We start from the raw sequence: 24806 nt of genomic DNA, 5'->3' as shown, positions 1-24806 counted from the left end.
TCATTTAATTTTTTCTCTATTGGTTGAACTTAGTACCCTTATTAAATATAAAAATTATAATTTAATAAGGATACGCTTTTTGATCAATCTATGAATTACATTTTATTCCTTCCATTTCTTTGATCACTTTGACAATCTTATCAACATAATAATCAACCTCTTCTTGGGTAGGTGCTTCTGCCATAACCCTTACCAAAGGTTCTGTTCCCGATGAACGAACGAGGATACGACCATTTCCTTGCATTTCGACTTCTGCTCCTTCAATTACTGCTTTTATTGTTGTATTTTCCATGATGCTTTTCTTATCTTTCACCCGTACATTTACCAATTTTTGTGGATAAATTTCTACTTCTGCCGCTAATTCTGAGAGTTTTTTGTTTGTTTGTTGCATAATGTTTAACAACTGAATACCTGATAGCATGCCATCTCCAGTCGTATTATAATCTAAAAAGATAATATGACCAGATTGTTCACCACCAAAGTTATAGCCATTATTTCGCATTTCTTCAACCACATAACGATCACCAACCTGTGTAATAACGTCTTTTAATCCAGCATTTTCAATAGCTTTATGAAATCCTAGATTACTCATTACAGTCGTTACGATTGTATCTTTTTTCAAGCGTTTCTTCTCTGCCAAATATTTTGCACAGATGTACATAATTTTATCACCATCAATAATATTTCCTAGCTCATCAATAGCAATTACCCGATCGCCATCGCCATCAAATGCCAACCCCACATCAGCATTTTTTTCTATGACAAATTCTGCTAATTTTTCTGGATGTGTTGAACCTACACCATCATTGATATTTAAGCCATTAGGGCTTGTTCCCATGGTATAAAAATCTGTTTCTAAATCTGCAAATAGACGATTAACTGAAGTTGAAGTGGCGCCATTTGCTGCATCTATACATACAACTAAACCAGAAAGATCTTGCGGGATCGTTTGAACTAAAAATTGTGAGTATTTTAGTAATCCTTCTGGAAATTCATCTAATGTACCTAATCCTTCAGAAGATGGACGTGGCAAGTCATCTGTTGGAAGATCCAACAATACTTCAATTTCTTTTTCTTGATCATCTGCTAATTTAAATCCATCTCCGCCAAAAAATTTAATTCCATTATCTTCTGCTGGGTTATGTGAAGCGGAAATCATAACACCCGCCGATGCTTTTTGCAATCTTGTCAAATAAGCGACACCTGGTGTTGAGATGACACCTAGTTTGAATACTTCAATACCTACAGATAATAACCCCGCAACCAGCGCTTGTTCAAGCAATTCACCTGAAATACGTGTATCCCGACCAACGAGAACCCTCAGTTTTTTTGAAGCTTCTTCATGCTGACTTAATACATAGCCACCACAACGACCTAATTTAAATGCTAATTCAGGTGTTAATTCTTTATTTGCAATTCCTCTAACACCATCAGTTCCAAAATATTTACCCATTTGTATTCTCCTTAATTACATTTGATTGCCGATCATTAGTTCCTATTTTCTCCTATTTCACTTAAATAGCTAAAAGTATGACTATTTTCTCTTCTGAAAATGAATCAGACTATTCATCTTCTTTTTAGATATGAACCTTATAATTTTCATCAGTAAAAAGTTTAGTTTGGATGAAGTTTTACTCCATCATTCTTATTATTACAACTAATGATAATTATAATATTGTTATTATTTCTATCGTTACTATCTTGAAGGATGATTAATCATTCTTTTTAAACACCGGAAGAATTGTTACCTCAACTCTTTTTGGATCGACTGTATAATTGTTATCTACTGGTATTTCTATTGATTTCTTTGTCGTTTTTTTTTATGTCAGAAATATTAATTGGTAATTCAAGTTGATTAATTGAATCAATAACAGAGCCTGGACCTGAAATGGCTACATTCAATTTAGACAAATTAAAATTATAATATGAAACATTCTTTGCTGCTGTTCCATTTGCTGTTGCAATTAATGGAACTTCTTTGGTTTTTGGCAATAGTTTGATTGTTGCTTCAACCTTTGGAGGTGGCGCCTCAATTGGAAGCACCTGTCCTTTTGAATCTAAAGCTTGAACATTTACTACTTGTTTTATTCGATCGGTCGATTGATTTGTACTAGCAATTGGTGCAATGACTCGATTAATTGTTTTAGCTGTTTCTGTTCCAGTCGTAATTTTAACACTTTCAGGATTCAAAGAAATATCATCGATGGTATATCCTTCCTTTTTAACAAGATCAGGAAGTTTTGTTTCAACTTTATACTCTCTAGTTATCTTTTTTTCAAGCGTTACTGTTAACATTTTTGGTTGAATTTCTGCAGTCACTGCTGAGCTTAATCCTTGTGCTTGCAATTGAACTTCTGAAGTTCCTAGACGTGTATTTGTTAAATCTGCAATAATTTTAAAACTTCTAGTATCTTCATTTGCTTCAGAATTTAACTGAATACGATTAGCACTCTTTAACCGTACACTGACTAATTTCTCATAACCAGAAACAAAGTATTTGTCTTGATTATAAACAATCTGTACAGGAATATTATTCAGTGTCTCATCATAAATTTTATCTTGAGTAGAAACTGTTCTCTCAATACTTCCCTGAGAATTGGCATTAAAAAACAAAAGTAAAGCGAACATTAATGAAATAAACCCATAGAATAGATTACTTTGGGTCGACTTTCTCATCTTTTTCTCGCCCCCCTCACAAGTCCATCAATAAATTGTTTCATAGGTCCTTTTTTCTCATGACTACTAACAACCAATTCCTCTTTTAAAATTTTTAAATATTCTTCCCGTGTTAATCGAGGAATGAATTCATTATTTAACGTTAAACTAATATCTCCTGTTTCCTCAGAAACAACAATAGTCAAAGCGTCGCTTACTTCACTGATGCCAATTGCTGCTCGATGCCTCGTCCCAAATTCTTTTGGGATTAAGTTACTTTCAGAAAGTGGAAGATAGGCACAAGAAGCAGCAATTTTGCCTTTTTTTACAATAACGGCTCCATCATGAAGCGGCGTATTCGGAATAAAAATATTAATTAATAATTCTCCAGTAATATCGGCATCTAATTTAATTCCTGTTTCTATATACTCATCCAAACCCGTATATCTTTCAATAGTAATCAATGCACCGATTTTCCGTCTAGACATATATTGAATTGCCTTATCAAACGCTTGAATCATCATTTCATCTTCCTGCTCTTCTGTTTTAGAACCTCTAAAAATAGAGCTACGACCTAGATGTTCCAGTCCTCTACGGACCTCTGGTTGAAAAATAACAACAGCAGCAATTACGCCATAAATAATTACCTGGTTCATCAGCCAAGATAGGGTATGAAGTCCCACTAATTCACTTACTATACGAATAACAATAAAAATTGCTACCCCTCTTAGTAATTGCACAGCTTTTGTGCCTCTGATTAGCATCATTAATTTATAAACAAGATACCAAACGACTAAAATATCTATAACATTGATAACAAAATCTCTTGATAGAAAGTCTGCTAAAATAATCTGTCGCCAATAATTTAGATCCAAAATTTGATTAAATTGAAAAGACATTATACCCCTCACTTTGCTTTCAAGATTTCTTAAACAGTATACCATAATTTTTTTTTTAGCATAAAACCATATTGAAAAAGAATCAGGAATAAATTAAAGGTATCCTTTGTCTTTTCATTAAATTTTTATAAGCATGATGAAAATTTATAAATTAATTGCTCTATATATTCATTGTATAATTAATTTAATATCGATCACTTTTTTAAATCAAAGAATGTATTTTTTGATTTAAGAGAAGTGATTCTAAACAATAACGTTAGTTATCTTTTATTTTATTTATTTTTTCACGAATTTTTTCTTCTTGGCCAGTCAATTTTGCATAATTATAAAAACGTCGTTTTGCATCTGAAATGGTTTTTTCATATAAAGACTCTGCATCTTCTGGTTGAATGCTTTTCAAAGAAGAGAAACGAATTTGTGTCTGTAAAAATTCTTTCATTAAATCAAAATTTGGTTTTTTGAAGTCTAATATTATTGGCTCTTTATTTTTTCTATCAATTGTGGATTGTAACGATATAATGACCAATAGCCAGATGCTACTGCTTCTTTGGCTTCATTGATAGATTGCCGCATGCCTCCGGCTAAACCATGAGTAATACATGGTGTGTATGCAATAATTAAGGAGGGGCCTGGGAATTTTTCAGCTTCATCAAAGGCTTTTATAGTTTGCATTTGATTGGCTCCAGAAGCAATTTGTGCAACATAGACATTTTCGTATGTCATTGCCATCCTACCCAAATCTTTTTTAGTCGCATATTTTCCATTAGATGAAAATTTAGCAATTGCTGAAGCCGGAGTAGCTTTTGAAGTTTGTCCTCCTGTATTGGAGTATACTTCATTGTCCAATACAAGAATATTGATATCTGAGCCACTAGCCAAAACATGATCAATACCACCATAGCCAATATCATAAGCCCAGCCGTCACCACCAATCATCCATTGACTAATTTTAACAAATAAATCTTTTTCTTTATAAATAGCTATTAGTTTTGGATTCTCTTGCATTTCTCTTTCGATCTGAGCTGTTAGTTTCGCTGCTCGCTGTTTGGTTCCTTCTCTTTCATCCTTATGCTCAATCCAATCTGCCATCAACATTTTAAGTTCAATGGATACATCTTCCATGATTGCTTGCATTTTTGTCACTAGATGTTCTCTTTGGGTTTGATTTGCTAGAAACATACCATAACCAAATTCTGCATTATCTTCCAACAATGAATTTGACCAAGCTGGCCCTTTTCCTTCTTTATTGGTCGTATAAGGAGAAACAGGTGCCGAACCTCCCCAAATAGAAGAACAACCAGTTGCATTGGCAATCATCATACGATCACCAAACATCTGTGTCAATAATTTGACATAAGGTGTCTCACCACAACCAGAGCAGGCACCTGAAAATTCTAAAAGTGGTTGTTTGAATTGCGTACTTAATACACTAGGTACCTTTTCTGGCAATTCTTTTTGTTTTAGTGTCATAGCAAAAGCCCAATGAATCATTTGTTCTTTTTGTTCCTCAATTGGTTCCATTTTTAAGGCTTTGTCTTTTACCGGACAAGCTTCAACACATAAGCCACAACCTGTGCAATCTTCAATTGAAACTTGTATACGGTACATTAAACCATCTTGTCCACGCATATTTTTAACAATAAATCCATCAGGTGCATTTTCCATTTCTTCCTGATCAGCTAGGATAGGACGAATTGCTGCATGAGGACAAACAAACGAACAGGCATTGCACATTGTACAGAATTCACTATTCCATATGGGTACTTCGGTAGCAACATGTCTTTTTTCAATTGCCGATGTTCCAAGGGGCATATGGCCATCTGTCATTTGATTCTTAATTAATGTACCAACAGGAAGTTGATTTCCTTCTAATCGATTCACCGGTTCAACAATTTCATGAATATAGCCTTTATTTACTGATTTTATGTGTTTAGATTCATGCTTAATAGATTTCCATTCATTTGTTATTTCTACCTTATGGAGTAATTCAATTGTTTGTTCAATGGCCAAAATGTTCTTTCTAACAATTTCCATTGATTTTTTTGCATAACTTTTTTTTACTTCTTCTCTTAGAAGTGGTATTAATTCATCAAAGGGCATAATGGTCGTTAGTTTAAAAAAGGCTGTCTCCATTATTGTGTTAATTCTATTTCCTAATCCTACCTTATTTGCTAAACTCAACGCATCAATAGTATAAAATTGAATATTATTTTCAACTAAATAATTTTTCAATTCTATAGGCAGATGTTTTTCTAATTGACTGTCTTTCCAAGTAGTATTTAATAAAAAAATACCGTCTTTTTTTAATCCCTTTAATAAGTCATATGTACGTAAATAGGCAGCCGTATGGCAAGCAATAAAATCAGCGGATTCAATCAAATAAGCAGATTGAATAGGTGTATCACCAAAGCGTAGATGCGAGACTGTCAATCCACCTGATTTTTTAGAATCATAATAAAAAAAACCCTGTGCATACTTATCAGTATGGTTTCCAATTATTTTAATGGCTGATTTATTTGCACTAACTGTTCCATCTGAACCAAATCCCCAAAATTTTGCTTGATATGTATTACTTTCTGTCAAATCAAGCGTTTGTCCACTTTCAAGAGATAGGTTTGTAACATCGTCATTAATACCAATTGTAAAACGTGCTTTTCTTTTGACTTTTTCTTTACGTAATTCATTGTAGATAGCAATCAGATGATTTGGCAATGTTTCTTTTGAACCCAAACCATACCGTCCACCAATAATAATAGGATGTAAGTCAGAATCGTAAATCGCACTTTGTACATCTAATAAAAGAGGTTCACCACCAGAGCCGGGTTCTTTTGTTCGATCTAAAACTGCGACTGCTTTAACAGTTGAAGGTAGCTTCTCAAGAAAATTCTCGACTGGAAACGGACGATATAAATGAATCGTTAAACAGCCAACCTTCTGGCCTTTGTTATTCAAATAATCAACCGTTTGTCGCATAGTTTGTGCCACAGATCCCATTGCAACAATAATCTCCTCAGCATCAGTTGCTCCATAATAATCTACCAAATCATAGGTCGTTCCTCGAAGTTGGTTTATTTTATCCATATATTTTTTCACAATAACTGGCAATTTATCATAATATTGATTAATTGTTTCTCTTTGTTGAAAGTGAATATCTGGATTTTGATTTGTGCCACTAACAGTAGGATGATTTGGATTCATCCCTTTATTTTTAAATTCATCTAACTTTTTTTGATTCATTAAATTCGCCAATTCATCATATTCCAATATTTCAATTTTTTGAATTTCATGGCTTGTTCTAAATCCATCAAAAAAATTAATAAATGGTACACTAGCTTCAATTGAAGCTAAATGGGCGACTGCTGCCAAATCCATGACTTCTTGTACACTGCTCTCTACTAACATAGCAAAACCTGTTTGACGAGCCGACATAACATCACTGTGATCACCAAAGATACTTAGAGCATTTGTAGTGACTGCACGACTAGCCACATGGAAAACTGTCGGTAAAAGTTCTCCAGCAATCTTATACATATTCGGCAACATTAATAACAAACCTTGTGAAGCAGTGTAGGTTGTTGTTAAAGCACCTGTTTTTAAAGAACCATGAACAAACCCTGCAGCACCTGCTTCTGATTGCATCTCAATAATTTTGACTGGTTGATTAAAAATATTTTTTTTACCTTCTGCCGACCACTGATCTACCAATTCAGCCATAGTTGAACTGGGTGTTATGGGATATATTGCTGCTAGTTCAGTAAACGCATATGAAATATATGCTGCAGCCGTATTACCATCCATTGTTTTCATTTTTCGCATTGCATTAGTCATCCCTTAATTTTATCTATAAATATATATTCATTAGGTACTCTTTTTTTTTCATTATAAAGGAAGCAAAATAATTTTTAAATATAATTATAATTTATATTAATGAAATGTAAAACATTAAAAATAAGATTCGTCCTTTATAAAAGTATTGAATCTTATTTGTTTATTCTATTTCATTATTTAATAATTTCTATACAGGATAAACAATTATTTATTAATCTGCCTATTAATAAATAAAAATAGAATTATCATTAATAGTAATTTTTAGTAACAAACAAATGAATTGATCGTTTAATTTATTAATTTTTATCCAATTCATCAACCGTTGAAATAATTTTTGGTAAAGAAATATTTCTGTTCAAAATATACAATCAAGATTTGACCAATGAATATTTATCAGAATAAAATCAATAAAGTTCTAAATATTGTTCTCTTTCCCATTCAGATATAGTTTGACGAAAAGCAGCCCATTCCATTTTTTTTGCCTCAACAAAATTTGAAAAGATATGATTTCCTAATGCTTCTTTTATTACTTGGTCTTTGCGTAATTCTTTAATTGCATTATGTAGAGTAGAAGGTAGATCATAGATATGAGCTTCTGCCCGCTCCTCTTCATTCATTGCATAAATATTTCGATCAACAGATAAAGGTGGCATTATTTCATTTTTAATACCATCCAAGCCTGCTTCAAGTAATGCCGCCATTGCAAGATAAGGATTAGCAGATGGATCAACAGATCGCAATTCTAACCGTGTTGAGTCCTCACGTGATTCTGGGACACGGACTAATGGCGAACGGTTTTTACCACTCCAAGCCACATATACAGGAGCTTCATATCCGGGCACCAAGCGCTTATAAGAGTTAACTGTTGGATTACAAACTGCCGTATAGGCACGTGCATGCTTTAAAAGTCCACCTAAAAAGTAATAAGCAGTTTTACTTAAACGCATTTCGCCTGTTTCATCAAAAAATGCATTCCCATTTTCATTAAATAAAGACATGTTGCAATGCATACCAGAACCGTTAATCCCAAATAAGGGTTTTGGCATAAACGTTGCATGTAAGCCATGTTTACGTGCAATTGTTTTAACAACCAATTTGAAAGTTTGAATATTATCACAGGCCTTAACAACATTAGCATATTTAAAATCAATCTCATGCTGGCCAGGTGCTACTTCATGATGAGAAGCTTCTACTTCAAAGCCCAAACTCTCCAACTCTAAAACAATATCCCTTCGGCAATTCTCACCTAAATCTGTTGGAGCAAAATCAAAATAACCACCTTTATCATTTAAATCCGTTGTAATTTCTCCTTCTTCATCTAGCTTAAGAAGAAAAAATTCTGGCTCAGGTCCAAGGTTAAATGAGGTAAACCCTAATTGTTGCATATTTTTTACTACGCGCTTTAAGTTTCCACGTGGATCGCCTAAGAAAGGTTGCCCGTCTGGATTATAGATATCACAAATCAGTCGAGCAATTTTTCCATGTTGACTTTCCCAAGGAAAAATAAGCCATGTCGATAAATCAGGATATAAATACATATCACTTTCTTCAATACGAACGAAGCCTTCAATTGATGAACCATCAAACATCATTTTATTATTCAAAACTTTATCAAGCTGGCTAACAGGTACTTCAACATTTTTAATTGTACCCAAGATATCGGTAAACATTAGTCTTAAAAAACGTACATTTTCTGCTTTTATGCTTTGTTTAATGTCAATTATTGTCTTTTCAGTTGTTATCATCACTTTACCTCATTTTCTTATTTTATGCTCTACCTCATACTAATTATAATTTAGGTATATTTGATTGAAATGGATTTTGTTGAGTAAGACCACTTTGGGAAATAATTTCATCATAAAAAATTTTCCTAACATCCTCATCCGTTAAAGGTCTTTCGATCTCTTGTTTTTTCATTCTTTCATCTAATTTCATTTCATAAATATGTTTAATCCCTGCCATATTTAATCCTTCAGACAAATAATCTTTTATCTCTAGTAAGGTATCAATATCGTTTAATGAATAAATCCGACGATTTCCTTCACTTCTTTCTGGATGAATTAAGTCTTGTTCTTCATAGTAACGTATTTGCCTAGCAGATAGGTCTGTCAGTTTCATGACTGTACCAATTGGAAACACAGACATAGACCTTCTAAGTTCCTTCTCCCTAATAGCCACCATCTCCCTTCCTATATATTAAGAATAGCAAGTCTGCCATTTAAAGTCAACATACATGTTATATTTCATCACATAACTTTCAATGAATGATTAGCCTATACCAAATAACAGTATATATTTATAAATTAACTTATTTGCTTTTAAATGTAATAAGTTCAATAAGCTATCATCTGAGTAAAAAGAGCTACCCTAAAATAATTAAATTATTTTAGGGTAGCTCTTTTTATCTGATCCAATTTATTTTTAATCTATAGAGGTAAAAAATTGTATAAAAAATAAATTCCTAGTTATCTATCCATTTAAATTAAAAGTTTTCTTAGCAAAACCATTTAGATAATAACAATTTTCGATTTCATTGTATTCTTCAGAAACTACAAGTGTTTGTTGTTTTAACTTGTTTAATAATTTTCCTTGTTCAGCTGGTATCCTATAGCAATAGGGCGATAGTTCTTTTTTTATTTGTCCAACAATTGCCTCAGTAAGTATTGCCTTACTATTTACTTGAATAGCTGAAAGTTGTACATTTGGAAAATGTATAGGTTGAAATGTTTGTTGATTGACCTGATCCATTTTATTATAGATAGTCAAAATAGGTAGTTTATCTAAATGTAATTCATGTAACAAGTGATTGACGGTTTTTTCTTGTTCTAATCGATTTTCACTACTAGCATTTACTACATGTAATAGCAAATCCATCTCATTACTTTCCTCTAATGTCGATTGAAAAGCTTCAATTAATTGTGTAGGAAGTTCTTGAATAAAACCTACTGTGTCAGTTAATGTAACAACCATTCCTTGAGGTAATTGCCATTTTTTAGTTAGAGGATCCAATGTAGCAAAAAGCTGATTCTCTGCATACGTGTTAGCATTGGTGAGTAAATTCAAGATTGTTGATTTTCCGGCATTTGTGTATCCAATCAATCCAATTTGAAAGAGTTCGGTTTGTTGTCGATTTTTTCGATTTCTTTCTCTATGTGCTGTTATTTTTTTTATGTCTTGTTTTACTTTTGTAATCTTATCACGTACATGGCGACGGTCGGTTTCTAATTTGGTTTCTCCAGGACCACGGGTTCCAATTCCACCTCCCAGTCTAGATAACTGCTTTCCTTGTCCGCCAAGTCTTGGTAATAAATAATTTAATTGTGCTAATTCTACCTGTAATTTTCCTTCTTTAGAACGGGCACGTAAAGCAAAAATATCCATAATCAGTTGTACTCGATCAATAATAGGAACTGCAATCAATAAAGAAATTGTGTGAATTTGCCCTGGTGTTAATTCATGATTAAAAATAACTAGATCAGCTTGTTCATTATCGACCAATTCTTGAAGCTCTTCCATTTTACCTTTTCCTACAATTGTTTTACGATCAATTCTAAGTAATTTTTGTGTTAATACAGAAATAACTTCACCGCCAGCTGTTTCTACTAAATTTCCTAATTCTTCCATTGATTCATCAAATATCTGATAATTCTCAGCTGTCTCAACACCTATTAAAATTACTCTTTCTTTTGTAATCATATTTTTTCTCCTATCTTAGTAACCATGCAATTCATAGTTACCTATTCAACCATTGTTCAATTTCTATCTTTAAATTTATTAAATCGTATGGTTTTTTGATAAGATCCCACCACTGTACCTGCATACGATTTTTAAACCAAGTAAGTTGTCTTTTAGCATATTGTCTAGAATGCTGTTTTACTTTTTCTACGGCTTTCTCTAGAGAAATTTCGCCCATAAAATAAGGGAAAAATTCCTTATAACCAATTCCCTGCACTGCTTGTACGGTTTTTAAATTATACATTCTTTTTGCTTCAACCATTAAACCTGCTGCCATCATCAAATCTACACGCTGATTAATTCGACTATATAATAAATTTCTTTCCGTTTCCAATCCAATCAGCAAATAATCATATAAAGGTTTCGGTGTTTGCTTTGGTGCAAGTATACTCTCTCCCGTTTCTTCAAAAACTTCTAGTGCACGGATCACTCGCTTTTTATTATTAAAATGAATATGCTCAGCCGCCTGTGGATCTTTTTTTTGTAATTCTTGCCATAAAGCTTTATTCCCATTTTTTTTAGCAAAAGCAGTATACTTTTGTCGAAATTTTGATGAACTAATTTCTTCACTACTACCTAATTGAAAGTCATATAATAAAGATTGAATATAAAGACCTGTTCCACCTACAATAATAGGTAATTTACCTTTTATTATAATTTCATCTATTGCCTGTCTTCCTTCTTTTTGAAAATCAGCAACTGAATACCGTTCATTTATTTCTCTACAATTAATTAAATGATGCTTAATATTTGCCTGTTCTTCAACCGTTATCTTAGCTGTTCCTATATCTAATTCCTTATATACCTGCATAGAATCACCACTGATAATCTCACCATTAAATTGCTTAGCAATTTCTATACTTAAAGCTGTTTTTCCAACAGCTGTTGGACCAACAATAACTAATACTTTTTTCAATTTTTCCCTCCTTTGTTTGGTTTTTAAATTCTATTTATTTGGCTTTATTATACAATAAAACCAAATAAATAGAATAATCTAGATCACTTAAAAATTTTAATCAATTTCAACTGATAAATTAAATTGGATAAAATTTTCCATCAAAAGAGTTAGAAAAGATTTTCATATCTTTATTTAGGTAGAACATTCTATTTAATAAGAGTCTTCTTGTTCATTAAATTTATAAACTAACTGTTAATATAATACCAATTCTTTTATTCACAAATTATTTGCTAAATAACTCTACCTTTATTTTTATTTCCCTTATTATAGAAAAAAATGTCAGCGTAAGATCTATTTAAATTTTATTTACTATATGGCAGTGAAAATGAAAACAAATAAAAATAATTTTTGAATATTCTATTTTATAATTATATATCTTCAAAGTAAACAGTATTCCCAACCGCAAAAAAATCAATAGGTATCACGAAAACAATATTTTACATACTTTTTAATAGCCAGAGTTAAAAGGTATTGATACCTAAAATCAAACCCTAAAATAATTTATCTAGATTTTTAGATTTAAAATTAATAAAACAACCATCTATTTTAAATTTTTATTTATAATAAAATTATTAAAGAAAAATACTAAATATTATTTTATATTTAACAATAATAGTATTCATTGTATTAAATAATTTAATTTTTATCATGCTATTATTAAGATAATCAATAGACTGTTTTATGATATCTAGCTGAAAAAATTTTCTCGATTTAATTAATTTCTTATAAATAGATACTACATAAAAGTAATACCCTACAACAATGGTTAGATTATTAGAATAAAAAAATCGAACTTTTTATCTTAATTTTCAAAGCTCGATTTCTATTCTAGTAGTTATATTTATTAATTTAAAATTTATCTATTTCCAATTATATTTTTGTTAGTGATGTCAAAATTTACAGAATCAACAACTCGATTAGAATATCTGTCAATAGTAACAAAATTTAATCCAGCTTTATTTTTTGAATATTGTCGTCCATTTATTTGAATTGTAGAAAAAATTTGATCATCATAATTTGTTAGACTAGATTTTAACTCATAGTTCATCTTAGATAATTTACCATTCATTTTAGTAAATGACTTTGCTATAGATGCTTTTTTATTTCCTTTATCTAAGAGTGCAATACTTACCCAATTTCCAGAAGAGCTTGGCATTTTCTGTATACCCAATTGGTTTAATAATTTTTTTTGTTCGCTATTCAAATAGGAATGACTGCCATGTCCTGAAATCAAAATAGTATAATTTCCTTTAGTTAATAATTTCAAATAGTCATCGAATGAATAACAACCCATTAATGTAGGATTTCCATTTTTATAAACTTGTTGCCAATCATTTTCAGAAACACTTCTAATAGTATTTAACTTGTAATATTTTGCAACAGGATGATTATGTTTTATATTACTATTAACTTGAGTAAGTTCTTTAGAGTATGCCGTGTATTTGGTAATATCTGGAAATGACATAGTAGGAAATACAGGATTTAAATTTCCTTTTTCTCTTTGAACAGTTAAATAATTATATTGACTATCAATTTTTATATATGATTTACAAATATCAGCAGATCCCATTATAAAATTCATCATAAATGATAAAGCAAGCAAACCATATATAATAGTATAAAAAATATTAGAATTATCGCTTTTCAAATTGCTTATTCTATCTGGCCAAATAAGTGAGATTGCAATAATCATAAATATTACACCACCATAGTAGGACCTTCCCCAATTAAGACCAGCTGGAGATAGAGATAAAGCGAGTAATGTTACTATACCGAAAACAGCATAGGCTACGCTTAAATAAAATTTAGTTTCCATTTTTTTATTGTATAGATTTAATATATATAAAACAAGCAAAAGACAAATTAATAAGAATAAGTGCTCCTTTATTTCATTAAAAACAGTTACCAAACCTATACTTAATTTTTTATGGATAGACCAAGTACTTCTTGCAAAATATGTAGCTCTTATTTTGTTTCCAGGTGCTAAAATCATTATCACTAATCCAATAAAGTTCCCTATAATGCCTCCTATCATCCACAAAGGAACCTTTTGTTTATTTGAAATCATATAAACACCTATATAAAATATAGCCAATAGTAAAGCGCCACCTGAAGTATTCTCATTACACCATCCAGCCAATACACCCATAATAAAAACTAAAGGTACTAAGGAAGTTGGCCTCTTAGGTATCCAATTATTGATAGTGGCTTTATGAAAGAAAAAAAGATAGGAAAGAATTATCAAACTTCCCCATAGATAGTTTGCTGATCCTGTTTCCCATAGAAAAACTTGTCCAAAAGCTGGGACAAACAACCATATAAGAAATTGAATTAATAAAAAACGTACAGTCTTATATTTTTCGCCATTAGATAAGGACAATTTGTAAATTAAATAGGAAACTCCTACATATGCTAGTGAATTTGCAATGTTAAATACCCACTTGGGCATTAGTAAAAATATTCTTGCTATAATGTGAACAATAGACCTTCCAGTCCATGATAAATATTGATGATATTCATCCAACAGTATTGTAGAAAAGTTAGTCGTTTTAAAGAAATATTCATAGTCATCTGCTAGTAATGGTGTTAAGCAGTTTAATAAAAACATAATAAAAAGTGCGAATAAAATAGTAACCAAAAAGATATTTCTATTATTAACTTTATTGTTAACGTTTTTTTGCAAATTTATTCCTCCCTTTGTAATTCATAGGTCACATATTTTTTTATGCCTTCATATAAACAAAATTGGGGTTGATAATTAAGATTTTTTATTTTAGTAATATCAGCATAGGAATCTTTAATATCCCCTATTCTTGATGATTCAAATTTAATAGGTAATTTTACAGATAATAAATTATCAAAAATAGCAATAAGATCTAACAAACTTGTCTTACAACCAGTAGCAACATTATAGACTTCACCCAATGATTCTGTAGCATTTGCTACTAAATCTAAAGCTTGAACAACGTCATCAACAAAAACAAAATCTCTAGATTGTTGACCATCTCCATACATCTTAAAAGTAACAGTTTCACCAGCCAGAATTTTTTTATAGCAATCCATCATAATTGAAATAACACCAGAATAAGGAGAATTTGGATTTTGATTTGGTCCATAAACATTAAAAAAACGCACTGCACTAGTTGGTATTTTATACAAATTACAATAATTTAAAACATATCTTTCAGCAGCAAATTTATCTACAGCATAGGGAGTTAGCGGACGAATCACCGATTCTTCTCGTTTGGGCAATGACTTTTCATCTCCATAAACAGCAGCAGAGGAAGTAAAAACAAGGCGTTTTAAATCTGGTTGATAATTTTTAATTAATTCAAGTAATTGTAAGACACTTTCAAAATTTACTTTATGCGTTTCAATTGGATGCTCAACAGAATCTGCTACACTAGCAATCGCAGCTAAATGAAAGATATAATCAAATTTAGTTTCGAGAAAAATAGTTTTCATTAAATGACCATCTGTTACTGTTCCCTTAATGAAGGTTATATTTTCATGTAATTGAATATTGTCTATTTTTCCCATAGATAAATCATCTATGATGGTTACTTTATTTTTTTTAGATAGTTTATTAGCTAATGTTGATCCGATAAATCCAGCTCCACCAGTAACTAGAATTGTTTTCAATTAAATCCCTCCTGACTCTTTATTGATCAATCAATTACCATGAATATAAAATCACTTTTTTACATATAGTATTTATAAATAGTTTACTCTTTTATCAATAAGATGACAATTAGCCATTAACAAAACTACCTATTCAGTTATTAATTTATCTATTCTATGTAAAAACATACAAATTACTTGCCCAAGTTACTGATTTTTTTCGTAGAATTCTTTAAAAGTGCGTGCCTGATCAATTTAATCGTTGAATTCTTAGAATACATAAAATAAAAACCACATATTGCTAAATAAATTACAGCACCGATTATTATTCTAAGAATAATTTTAATCATAGCAGAATGTATTGCCAAAGGAATAACATTCAAAAGACCCCACATAGTTAGTCCAGCAGCAAAAAATAAAATTAAAGGTCCTATAAACTTTTTCAAATCAATTTCTTTTCTTGCTGCAAAGATTTGATAGAGTGCTAATACGACCTCAGAAGCAACAGTTCCTAAAGACGCTCCAACAATACCCAGTGGTCTAATAAGAATTAAGTTTACAATTACACTTGCAATGGCACCCAATAAAACAGAAATAACAAACGGTCTATCTTTAGATTGAGGAATTAGATATTGAGTTCTAATTACATTACCTAACGCATAAAATGGAAGATAAATCACTAAAAAATTCAATACACTAATACTTTTTAGATAGCCATTTCCATAAAATAATAAAATAAATTCATTCGAAATACTTAGTAATCCAAAAGTGAATACAATTGATAAAAAGGAAACAAATACAATCGAAATATCCAAATATTCATTTGCCAATTTTTTTGATTTTTCATTCTCATATGCTGCAGCCATTTTTGGTAACATTACTGTCCCCAAAGCGGCAATGACACTTTTAGGCATAGATAAAACTTTACTACCTGCATCATAGAAACCAACATTTTTCATATTCGTTATCTGACCTAAAAGAATGGTTGTAAAACTTGTAAAAATACTCGCAGATATAATAGGAATAAACAATACAAATGTTGGACGTAAGTGTGAGAATATTTTTTTTAAGCTCATACATTTAAATATATAATTAAACCTTACATAACTCTTTAACTGAACCCAAGTAACCAAAAAACCAATGATTGATCCAGCATTTATGATAACTGTATAAACCCAAACATCACCAATATTTTTTACAAATAAAAAAACACAAATAATTGTAAAGATTTTTACCATGGTATTTCTTAGTATAACAATATTAAACTGTTCAACTCCATAGAAAAACCAATTAATATCTAATGAATAGCTGATAATTAAAAATACTTGTAAATAAGCAATCTTTTGATTGTTTTTTATAAATAAAAATATAAATAGCAAATAAGTCAATGTACAGAAAATTCCATTCAAAAATTGTACACCAAATATTTCCCAAAATACCTCACTACGCTTATTTAAATCTGTTCCTACCTTAGCAATGGAACGATTTCCATAATGATCTGCACCTAATTTAACAAACATTGCAAAGTAAATAGCAATTGCATAAGTATAATTATATATTCCTAATTGTTCGGCCCCTAATACTCTTGCAATATAAGGCATAGTTAATAAAGGAAAAATAATAGTAAAAATTTGATATAAAGCATTAGAAAGAAAGTTTTTAGCTAAATTTTTCATAGTCGTCAGATCCTTTCTTTAAGTAGTCTCCTATAAAAGGAATTTTTATCTGTCTGTTCTAATCCTTTATATGTTAGTTTATGAATTGGACTAATTTTTCTAACTTGATCGAATAATTCCTGATTAAATTGTTTTTTTAATTCAAATTGGAGAAAATGTGGATTAGCATTACTTAGTTTTGGTACAGCTTCCCATTGTTCACTGTATTTTTTTGTTGCTATAGTGAAAAAAATATGAAATAAATAATAATTCATTAAGGTATTGTGTTTTTCCCAATAGGAAAATAACATATCTCTGGTTGCCGTTAAAATATCATTATTTTTTTCAGCTGAAAGAAACCAACTTGAAGCAACAATTGGATTTTGTGAATGATCATCATAAAAAGTTCGATATACAAATAAAGCAGAATTTGTTAGGTAATCTTGTGGTACATCTGTACATAGCAATGTTGCATCCATCCAGGTACCGCCATATGTGACCAATATTTGAGCACGTAATAAATCTGAAAAATGCGTATTAGAAATAATGCCTTTAGCTCTTTTTTCTAAAATATAATTAGGAAAAGTTGCATATTTAGAAAGTGTTTTCTCATCTAAAATAATAATTTTTTATTTGGATTATATTTTCGAATAGAACGAATGCACACTTTTATCAATTCAGGAGCATTTTCTTCTCCTTGTAACCAACATATCCATATAATATTCGTTTTTTCATGCAATTCCCCCAAATATTTTGGTCTGTTCTTGATTAGAGGATAATAGTGTTTATACAGGTAATTAAATGTATTTTCTGCTCTCTTTTCTGATCCAAGTTTTAACTGAAATTTCCTATTTACTGGTTTTAGAACAATTATACAAAAATAGATCATCTCTAACAGATTCTTTTTTGAGATGCCTTCTTTTAGTCTATTTAAAAGATTCATGTTTACTTAATTCTCCTTGTATTGTTGCATTTCTTGCAATAAGCGATCACCTAATTCTTTACTCGCTTGACCAGATTCATAAATATCCCATTTTTTCTTAAAATTACTTAATCTATTTTCATATTTAATTGAATTAAAATTTTTTATGCTCTCTAATAATTCGTTTTCTGTTTTTGTTACTGGAAATGGTAATTCTGTTAATTCCATTACTAAGCCTTGATCTTCCATATATTCTTCATAATCATAAGCATAAATAAAACATTTTTTATTTGCTACAAGCATCTCTCCAATTGTAGAAGAGTAATCTGTGATTAACATATTACAAGTACTTAACAGCTCTTGCATATCATTATAGACTGAACCATCTAAAATATCAGAATTATTAATTGAATTTAATATTTTATCTTTTAAATATTTATCATTTGGATGCAATCTTAAAATCAGAACGTATTTTTCATGAAAATACAGATTAGCAGTTTCAATAATTCTTTCTAAAAATAAAGGATTGATTTTTAAATCATAATCTACTCTGAAGGTGGGCGCATATAAAATAATCTTTTTATCTTTAGCAATATTATAAAAATTGTGTACCTTTTCTATTATATCTGTCGTTGGTTTAACAATAATATCATTTTTAGGAATACCATCTCTAAAGATTTCACCATCATACCAAAATGTTTTTCCTATATTTTTAAATAACTTTGAATGCTCAAAAATTAATAGATCACACATTTTTGAATCTTTTTTTGCCATTTTTATATATCGAGGAGTAAGATTCTGTTCTGTATCATGTTCAATTCGTTTTAAACCAAAACCAGCATGCCAAGTTTGTAAATAAAATTGTTGTTTTCGTTTTTTAGGATAAAAACTTTTTCTACAGTCATCAATCCAAATTTTAGCAGTATGTAATTCTAAGAGAGCCTGAAAGGAACGATTCTTGACTAAACGAATTCCTTTTGGGAAATCATCTTTATTTAAATTTATAATATCTTTATTACATAACCAAACAATATCTATATCCCAGTTTGTTGACAATAAATAATTACAGATGTACTTAGGATTATCTCCATAGCTCCTTCCCCAAAAATTTGAAACAACCACCTTATTGCGTTTAATTGGTATAAAGAATAATATCGGATAAAGTACATAAAATATACTATATGCACATATCCGATCAATAATATTTCTATAATTTTGGAAAAATTTATTTATCAAATTGAACACCTATTTCTCCTTTTAAATCTTCCAACTATTTAAATCTTCTTTTTAAATTTAGTAGTTAGACTTCCTAAAAATAACCAAAAAATAAAAGCACCAATTTTATTGACTAAGATAATTTCAGGTGCCAAGAAAGCATTTATACTCACTGCTAAAATACACAATATAAAATAAAAATATATATTATTTATCGGATTTTTAATGACTAGGCTATACTTGATAGTAGAAAATGCTTTTTGAATTATAAATATAAAAAATGAAAGTGTACCTAATAAACCGGTACCTGCCAATGCATGAAAAAAGCAACTATGAATTGTCATACCTGTTCTAGCAAGAACATTCGTTGGGAAAAATTTTTTAGAATAGGCAACTATACCTTCCCTTGAAGGTCCTACACCTATTAACCAATTTTGTCTAAAAATTTCTATCGCATTTTTCCACATTTCTATACGACCATTAGACAGCTCATTTGCTGAATCATCCGAAACATCATTTCTAATTAATGTAACATTCTTCGCTTTACCACCCTGCTTATGAGTTATTTGAATAAGATGAGTATACATCATTGCAATAAAATCTTTCAATATTTCCAATAAGAAATAAACAGTTACACTTATGAATAATGACAGCAATAAAGAACTAAAGAAATTAGCTTTAGAATTTTTTATATGCATCAAGTTTGTTGTATAGCAGTAAATAAATAGGAAAAATGCTAAGCCAATTGTTAGCTCAATCATTCCAGTTCTTGAACCAGATAGAAGAATAAATAATAATTGAAAGAATACATTAATTGCTAAAAAAACCTTAATGCTTATTTTTATTTTAATAGCAAATAAATAGTATAAAGACATAATAATAACTATTAAGGATATTGTACTCGCAAAATTTGGATCTGAAAATACACCAAATAAACGATTTTCCAAGAAACCTAATCTTAGAGGATGGAATCTATTTTTCAAAGTAAAACTATATTTTGTTTGTGTCAAAAACATCCCTAAAGATATTGTAACAAATATAAGCCATAAACCAATCAGTATTTTAACAAAACGTTGAATGGTTAGCATTGCATTTGTTTGTGTCTGTCCAAATCTATAAATAACAAAAAAATAAATTGCCTCATTCATGATTAATTTTATATTGGCAAATAAACCGTACTGTCTATTAATAATAGTTGTTACACACATCACTCCAATAAACAGTAATAAAAAAATATTATAATCTATCTTCTTTTTATATCGAACAGGTTGAATAAGATCATAAGCAATAAAAATCAATCCTATTAAGGCAGCAGGCCAGACAAATAGGTTATTTATTATTGCCGGTAAAAAATCATAAGGTCCTATCTCTTTAGCAATTAAAATAATACCAAAATAAATTATATACCAACTTCTAATATGTGAAAAAACAGCTTTGCTTTTCTCCAAATTCTATTATCCTTTCATTTTTTGATATCTTTTAAAATTCTTACCGTATGTTCTAGTGCTTCAATCAAGGAAAATTTTGGTGTCCATCCTAAATCATTTAGTTTTTCGGAAGAAAGAATAGCATTTTTGACTTTTGAGAAACCTAATTGTTCTTTTTCATCTGGCAATTGATAAATGACTTTTTTTCCAGAAATACTTGCTAGACTTTCAGCTAGTTCATTCAAATGAACATTAAATTTTTCACTGGCAATATTGTATGCTTCACCATTTTTCCCATGAATTAATATGAATAAAAGCGCAGAAACAACATCTCCAACATAGCCATAAGAAAAAAACTGTTCCCCTTTACTTTTTAAAATAATATCTTCATTATTTACAGCATTCTTAATAAACTGTGAGGAAGCTTTTGAATCATTTATCTGCATTGTTGGCCCAAACGTTCTACAAATTCTTGGAATAACAATATCGATACCATATTTGGCAATATATGCCTGACATAATGACTCACTGGCTCTTTTTCCTTCTGGATATCCTGATCGAAGCGTATTGCAATCAATATATCCACAATAATCTTCTTTAAAAGATTCAACATTATCTCTATTTTCTCCATAAATTTCAACAGTAGACATAAATAAAACACGTGCACAATCATGTGAACTAGCATATTTAAGTACTCTTTGCGTTCCTAGTAAATTTGTCATGATCGTCCCAATTGGATCTTCGGCATAGGCTAAGGGATGAGTATTACTTGCACCATGAAATATGTAATCACAATTAATAGGTAAATGCAGTTCATTTGTAATATCTTCTTCAAGAACATAAAAATTAGATAACAAACAATAAGAGGAAAATCGTTTTTCTAATCTTTTTCTATTTCTTCCTAATGCTAAAATTTTTAACCCAGCATCATTTTGCTCATTATATCTCATAAGAACATCAATTACAAATGTACCTATCATACCAGAAGCACCAATGATTAAAAAGGTTTTTCCATTTAATTGTTGCCAATTCATCACTGTTTGAAGTACTCTTTCTACATCTTGTTCATAGAGAATATCTTTTATATACATGCTAAATTACCTACCTTTTTATTATTCAGTTTTCATTCTTAAATAACCCTTAAATAATTCTAGGTCATCTAAAGTAGTTAATTTAATATTTTTATCGGATCCAAGAGCAAAATGTAGTGTTTCTCCTAAATCAACCATCATGGTATTTGTATAAGAAGATTCAGAAATTCCGATTCCTTCTTTAAAAGCTCGATCGTATGATTGAATTAATTTTCCATAATTATAAGCCTGTGGTGTAGCGACTCTTCTTAAAGTTTCTCTATCTATATATTTTTGTGTTGTCTCATCTGTTTTTTTTATAAAAATCTGTTCATTATAGGGAAGTGAACTAACAGCATTACCAAATTTTCTACATTTTACAATAACATCAGAAAGGACAATTTCCTCTACCAATGGCCTAATTCCATCATGAATTACAATGATATCTTCATTATTGGCAAATTGTTTCAAAAATTGCACACCAGCATTAATAGATTCTTGTCCAGTTTTTCCTCCTGCAATTACCCATTCTACTTTAGAAATATTATATTCCTTAATATATGCCCACATCGTTCCTTCCCAACCAGACTTACAAACAACTAAAATTTTGTCAATCTGTGGATGATTTTGAAAGGATATTAATGTATAAATAATAATAGGCTTTCCATCAATAATAATAAATTGTTTTGGGATTTCTTGTCCCATTCTCTTTCCAACACCACCAGCAATGATAATTGCAGTAATCATTACACACACTCCATTCAATATATTTATTTTTCTATTAGTAACAAAAGAGACATCAACGCTCTAATAGCAATACTCGATAATTCTTGCTATTTTTTAAGAATCAATTTATATAATTTATTATACAAGGGAGCATTAATATATAGCAAATTGAGTGCTAATTTTTTTGTTAGAGGAGAAGATGTTGTCATTAGTTTAAAATATTGTTGTTTAATTTCATTCCTTAATTTTTTTAAATATTTTTTTTGGTCCCTACTATCTTTCGTCTTTGTTGTTAATTTAAATCCAGTTGACAAATATCCGTCTATTAATTTTTTATAGGCTAGATTTGTTAATTCAGGAAATTCTTGCCTAATTTTTTTTAATAAAACTATTCTTTGATCAATATTATCATATTGTCTAGGATTAAACTGTTGATAAATAATGCTTTCTGGATTCTGATAATAAAAAAGGCCAGCGATTGAAAGATATTGCACTTTTCTAGTTTTTTTCATCAATTCATAAGTGGGAATTACATCTTCATATAATCTTCCTTCTGGATATTTTATATTTTTAAAAAGTTTTCTACGATAAAATTTATTCCAAGCATAAAAGTCTACACTTTGATTAATAAACAATTCTTTTATTATTGCCTGTGTATTTGATAATGTTTTTTGTTCAGGTAAATAATATTTTTTCAATTTATCATTTCCTTTTACAAAACCAAAAGCAACTATATCTAATTCTTCTTGATTAAAATAAGGAATAACATCTTCAAAAAAATCAGGCATATAATAATCATCACTATCTAATAATCCAATTATTTCACCACTTGCTCGAGCAATACCATAATTTCTTGCTGATGATAATCCACCATTTTCTTTATGATAGGCAGAAATAATATTATAATCTTCTGCTAATTTTTCAATAATTTGACCACTTTTATCAGTGGAACCATCATTTACCAAAATAATTTCTAGATTTTTATATGATTGATTAATAATACTTTTTACTGCTCTTTCTATAGTTTTTTCAACATTATAAACTGGGACAATTATTGACAAAGAACAATCAGAATAAACTTGTTTTACCATTATAAACTCCTACTAATTTCAGCCATTTTTAAAATTTATTTTCTTAGTATTTTTTTATAGAATAAGCCGCGAAATCTGTTAGGCATTAAGCTAATCACCACATGGACCGTACTGGACAACATATAATCTATGAAATTACCAATTCCATCCTTATAAATATACCATCGTCCTCTCAATCCAGGAAATAAATAACTTACTCCACCACGCCGCATATACATTTTATCTCCTGCTCTAGCATAAACTAAAATATTTGCAATATTCTTACCTTCATATCCTTTTTTAAGTAAACGTACCCATAAATAATAATCTTCAAATCCTTTTAGAGGTAAATAGTTACCTACTGCTAAAATAGCTGACTTTTTATACATTACTGTCATATGATTAAATGGGTTTCTTTTTTTAGAAAATGCGCGTATTTCTTCATTTGTTTTTGGTACAATTCTTTTTCCAGTAACATTTTCTATATTATGACTAAATTCTATTATGTCTGTTCCAATAATTACTAAATTTGGTTCTTCTTGAAATTCTTTCAACTGAATTTCCAAGCGATTATTAACCATGATATCATCAGCATCCATCCTAGCAATTAATTCATTTCTGCATAAACTAACGCCTTTTGCGAGCGCTACACCAAGTCCCTGATTCTGTTTTAACTTACAAATTGTCAATTGATGTCCCAAACATCGTTTGTAATTAGCAATTATAGTATCTAATTCTGTAGTTAATGGCCCATCGATGACTAAAAATATCTCTTCTGGTTGGATAGTTTGAGCAAGAATACTTTCTATTGCTTCAGTAAAATATTTAGTTTTTTCTTTTTGGTAAACAGACATCAATATACTGATAGGTGCTTTTTTCAAAACGTTTTATCCTCATTTCGAAGTTTATACTACTATTTTATTCAAAATTAATGTGAATTTTATGATATATTAAATATACCTTATTAATTTTTTATAATAAATTAATGTTTAGTTGATCATATTCATATAATTTTATCAAGATAA

18 protein-coding genes and 1 pseudogene are annotated in these 24806 nt (G+C 29.9%); all 19 read right to left on the bottom strand.

Features of this window, described 5'->3' with window-relative positions; all coding sequences use genetic code 11:
• Nucleotides 1-88 precede the first annotated feature (88 nt).
• On the bottom strand, nt 89-1453 hold the full coding sequence (gene glmM, locus MPTP_RS03730; RefSeq protein WP_013773739.1) for a phosphoglucosamine mutase: 1365 nt from the start codon (nt 1451-1453) through the stop codon (nt 89-91).
• Between the two features lie 326 nt (nt 1454-1779).
• Nucleotides 1780-2676, bottom strand: coding sequence for a CdaR family protein (locus MPTP_RS03725; protein ID WP_013773738.1), 897 nt, complete (start codon nt 2674-2676; stop codon nt 1780-1782).
• Nucleotides 2673-3554, bottom strand: a complete 882-nt coding sequence (cdaA, locus tag MPTP_RS03720) for a diadenylate cyclase CdaA (protein ID WP_013773737.1) — start codon at nt 3552-3554, stop codon at nt 2673-2675. Before cdaA ends, MPTP_RS03725 begins: the two co-directional genes overlap by 4 nt.
• Nucleotides 3555-3810: 256 nt before the next feature.
• Complete coding sequence (locus tag MPTP_RS10350) at nt 3811-3993, bottom strand: pyruvate:ferredoxin (flavodoxin) oxidoreductase (protein WP_013773736.1); 183 nt, start codon at nt 3991-3993, stop codon at nt 3811-3813.
• Nucleotides 3994-4025: 32 nt separating this feature from the next.
• Nucleotides 4026-7370 carry a pyruvate:ferredoxin (flavodoxin) oxidoreductase gene (nifJ, locus tag MPTP_RS03715; protein ID WP_013773735.1) on the bottom strand — a complete coding sequence of 1115 codons (3345 nt, stop codon included), beginning with the start codon at nt 7368-7370 and terminating at the stop codon, nt 4026-4028.
• A gap of 416 nt (nt 7371-7786) precedes the next feature.
• Nucleotides 7787-9127: a type I glutamate--ammonia ligase gene (gene glnA, locus MPTP_RS03710; protein WP_013773734.1), complete on the bottom strand. Its 1341-nt coding sequence runs from the start codon at nt 9125-9127 to the stop codon at nt 7787-7789.
• A gap of 43 nt (nt 9128-9170) precedes the next feature.
• The gene (locus MPTP_RS03705) at nt 9171-9554 is read right to left on the bottom strand and encodes a MerR family transcriptional regulator (protein ID WP_099046196.1); all 384 of its coding nucleotides are present in this window, start codon (nt 9552-9554) and stop codon (nt 9171-9173) included.
• A 297-nt stretch (nt 9555-9851) separates the two neighbouring features.
• Complete coding sequence (gene hflX, locus MPTP_RS03700; RefSeq protein WP_013773732.1) at nt 9852-11078, bottom strand: GTPase HflX; 1227 nt, start codon at nt 11076-11078, stop codon at nt 9852-9854.
• Nucleotides 11079-11115: 37 nt separating this feature from the next.
• Complete coding sequence (miaA, locus tag MPTP_RS03695; RefSeq protein WP_013773731.1) at nt 11116-12033, bottom strand: tRNA (adenosine(37)-N6)-dimethylallyltransferase MiaA; 918 nt, start codon at nt 12031-12033, stop codon at nt 11116-11118.
• An 898-nt stretch (nt 12034-12931) separates the two neighbouring features.
• Entirely contained in the window at nt 12932-14758 is a 1827-nt protein-coding gene (locus MPTP_RS03690; RefSeq protein WP_013773730.1) for a DUF3329 domain-containing protein, read from the bottom strand.
• A 2-nt stretch (nt 14759-14760) separates the two neighbouring features.
• Complete coding sequence (locus tag MPTP_RS03685; protein ID WP_013773729.1) at nt 14761-15717, bottom strand: NAD-dependent epimerase/dehydratase family protein; 957 nt, start codon at nt 15715-15717, stop codon at nt 14761-14763.
• A gap of 173 nt (nt 15718-15890) precedes the next feature.
• Nucleotides 15891-17372: a flippase gene (locus MPTP_RS03680; protein ID WP_013773728.1), complete on the bottom strand. Its 1482-nt coding sequence runs from the start codon at nt 17370-17372 to the stop codon at nt 15891-15893.
• Nucleotides 17373-17377: 5 nt separating this feature from the next.
• A pseudogene (locus tag MPTP_RS03675) lies at nt 17378-18240 on the bottom strand (capsular polysaccharide synthesis protein).
• Nucleotides 18241-18300: 60 nt separating this feature from the next.
• Nucleotides 18301-19518 (bottom strand): CDP-glycerol glycerophosphotransferase family protein, encoded by a 1218-nt coding sequence (locus tag MPTP_RS03665; RefSeq protein WP_013773725.1) that lies wholly within the window; start codon nt 19516-19518, stop codon nt 18301-18303.
• A gap of 29 nt (nt 19519-19547) precedes the next feature.
• Nucleotides 19548-20936, bottom strand: a complete 1389-nt coding sequence (locus MPTP_RS03660) for an O-antigen ligase family protein (protein ID WP_013773724.1) — start codon at nt 20934-20936, stop codon at nt 19548-19550.
• A gap of 14 nt (nt 20937-20950) precedes the next feature.
• Complete coding sequence (locus MPTP_RS03655; protein WP_013773723.1) at nt 20951-22006, bottom strand: NAD-dependent epimerase/dehydratase family protein; 1056 nt, start codon at nt 22004-22006, stop codon at nt 20951-20953.
• Between the two features lie 21 nt (nt 22007-22027).
• Nucleotides 22028-22732 (bottom strand): IspD/TarI family cytidylyltransferase, encoded by a 705-nt coding sequence (locus MPTP_RS03650; RefSeq protein WP_013773722.1) that lies wholly within the window; start codon nt 22730-22732, stop codon nt 22028-22030.
• 86 nt (nt 22733-22818) lie between these two features.
• Nucleotides 22819-23802 carry a glycosyltransferase family 2 protein gene (locus tag MPTP_RS03645; RefSeq protein WP_013773721.1) on the bottom strand — a complete coding sequence of 328 codons (984 nt, stop codon included), beginning with the start codon at nt 23800-23802 and terminating at the stop codon, nt 22819-22821.
• Between the two features lie 35 nt (nt 23803-23837).
• Nucleotides 23838-24662, bottom strand: a complete 825-nt coding sequence (locus MPTP_RS03640) for a glycosyltransferase (protein ID WP_013773720.1) — start codon at nt 24660-24662, stop codon at nt 23838-23840.
• Nucleotides 24663-24806 lie beyond the last annotated feature (144 nt).

The organism is Melissococcus plutonius ATCC 35311 (assembly GCF_000270185.1).
GTDB lineage: Bacteria > Bacillota > Bacilli > Lactobacillales > Enterococcaceae > Melissococcus > Melissococcus plutonius.
Note: the sequence above shows the minus strand (reverse complement) of the source record. Positions and strands in the feature narration are given on the sequence as shown.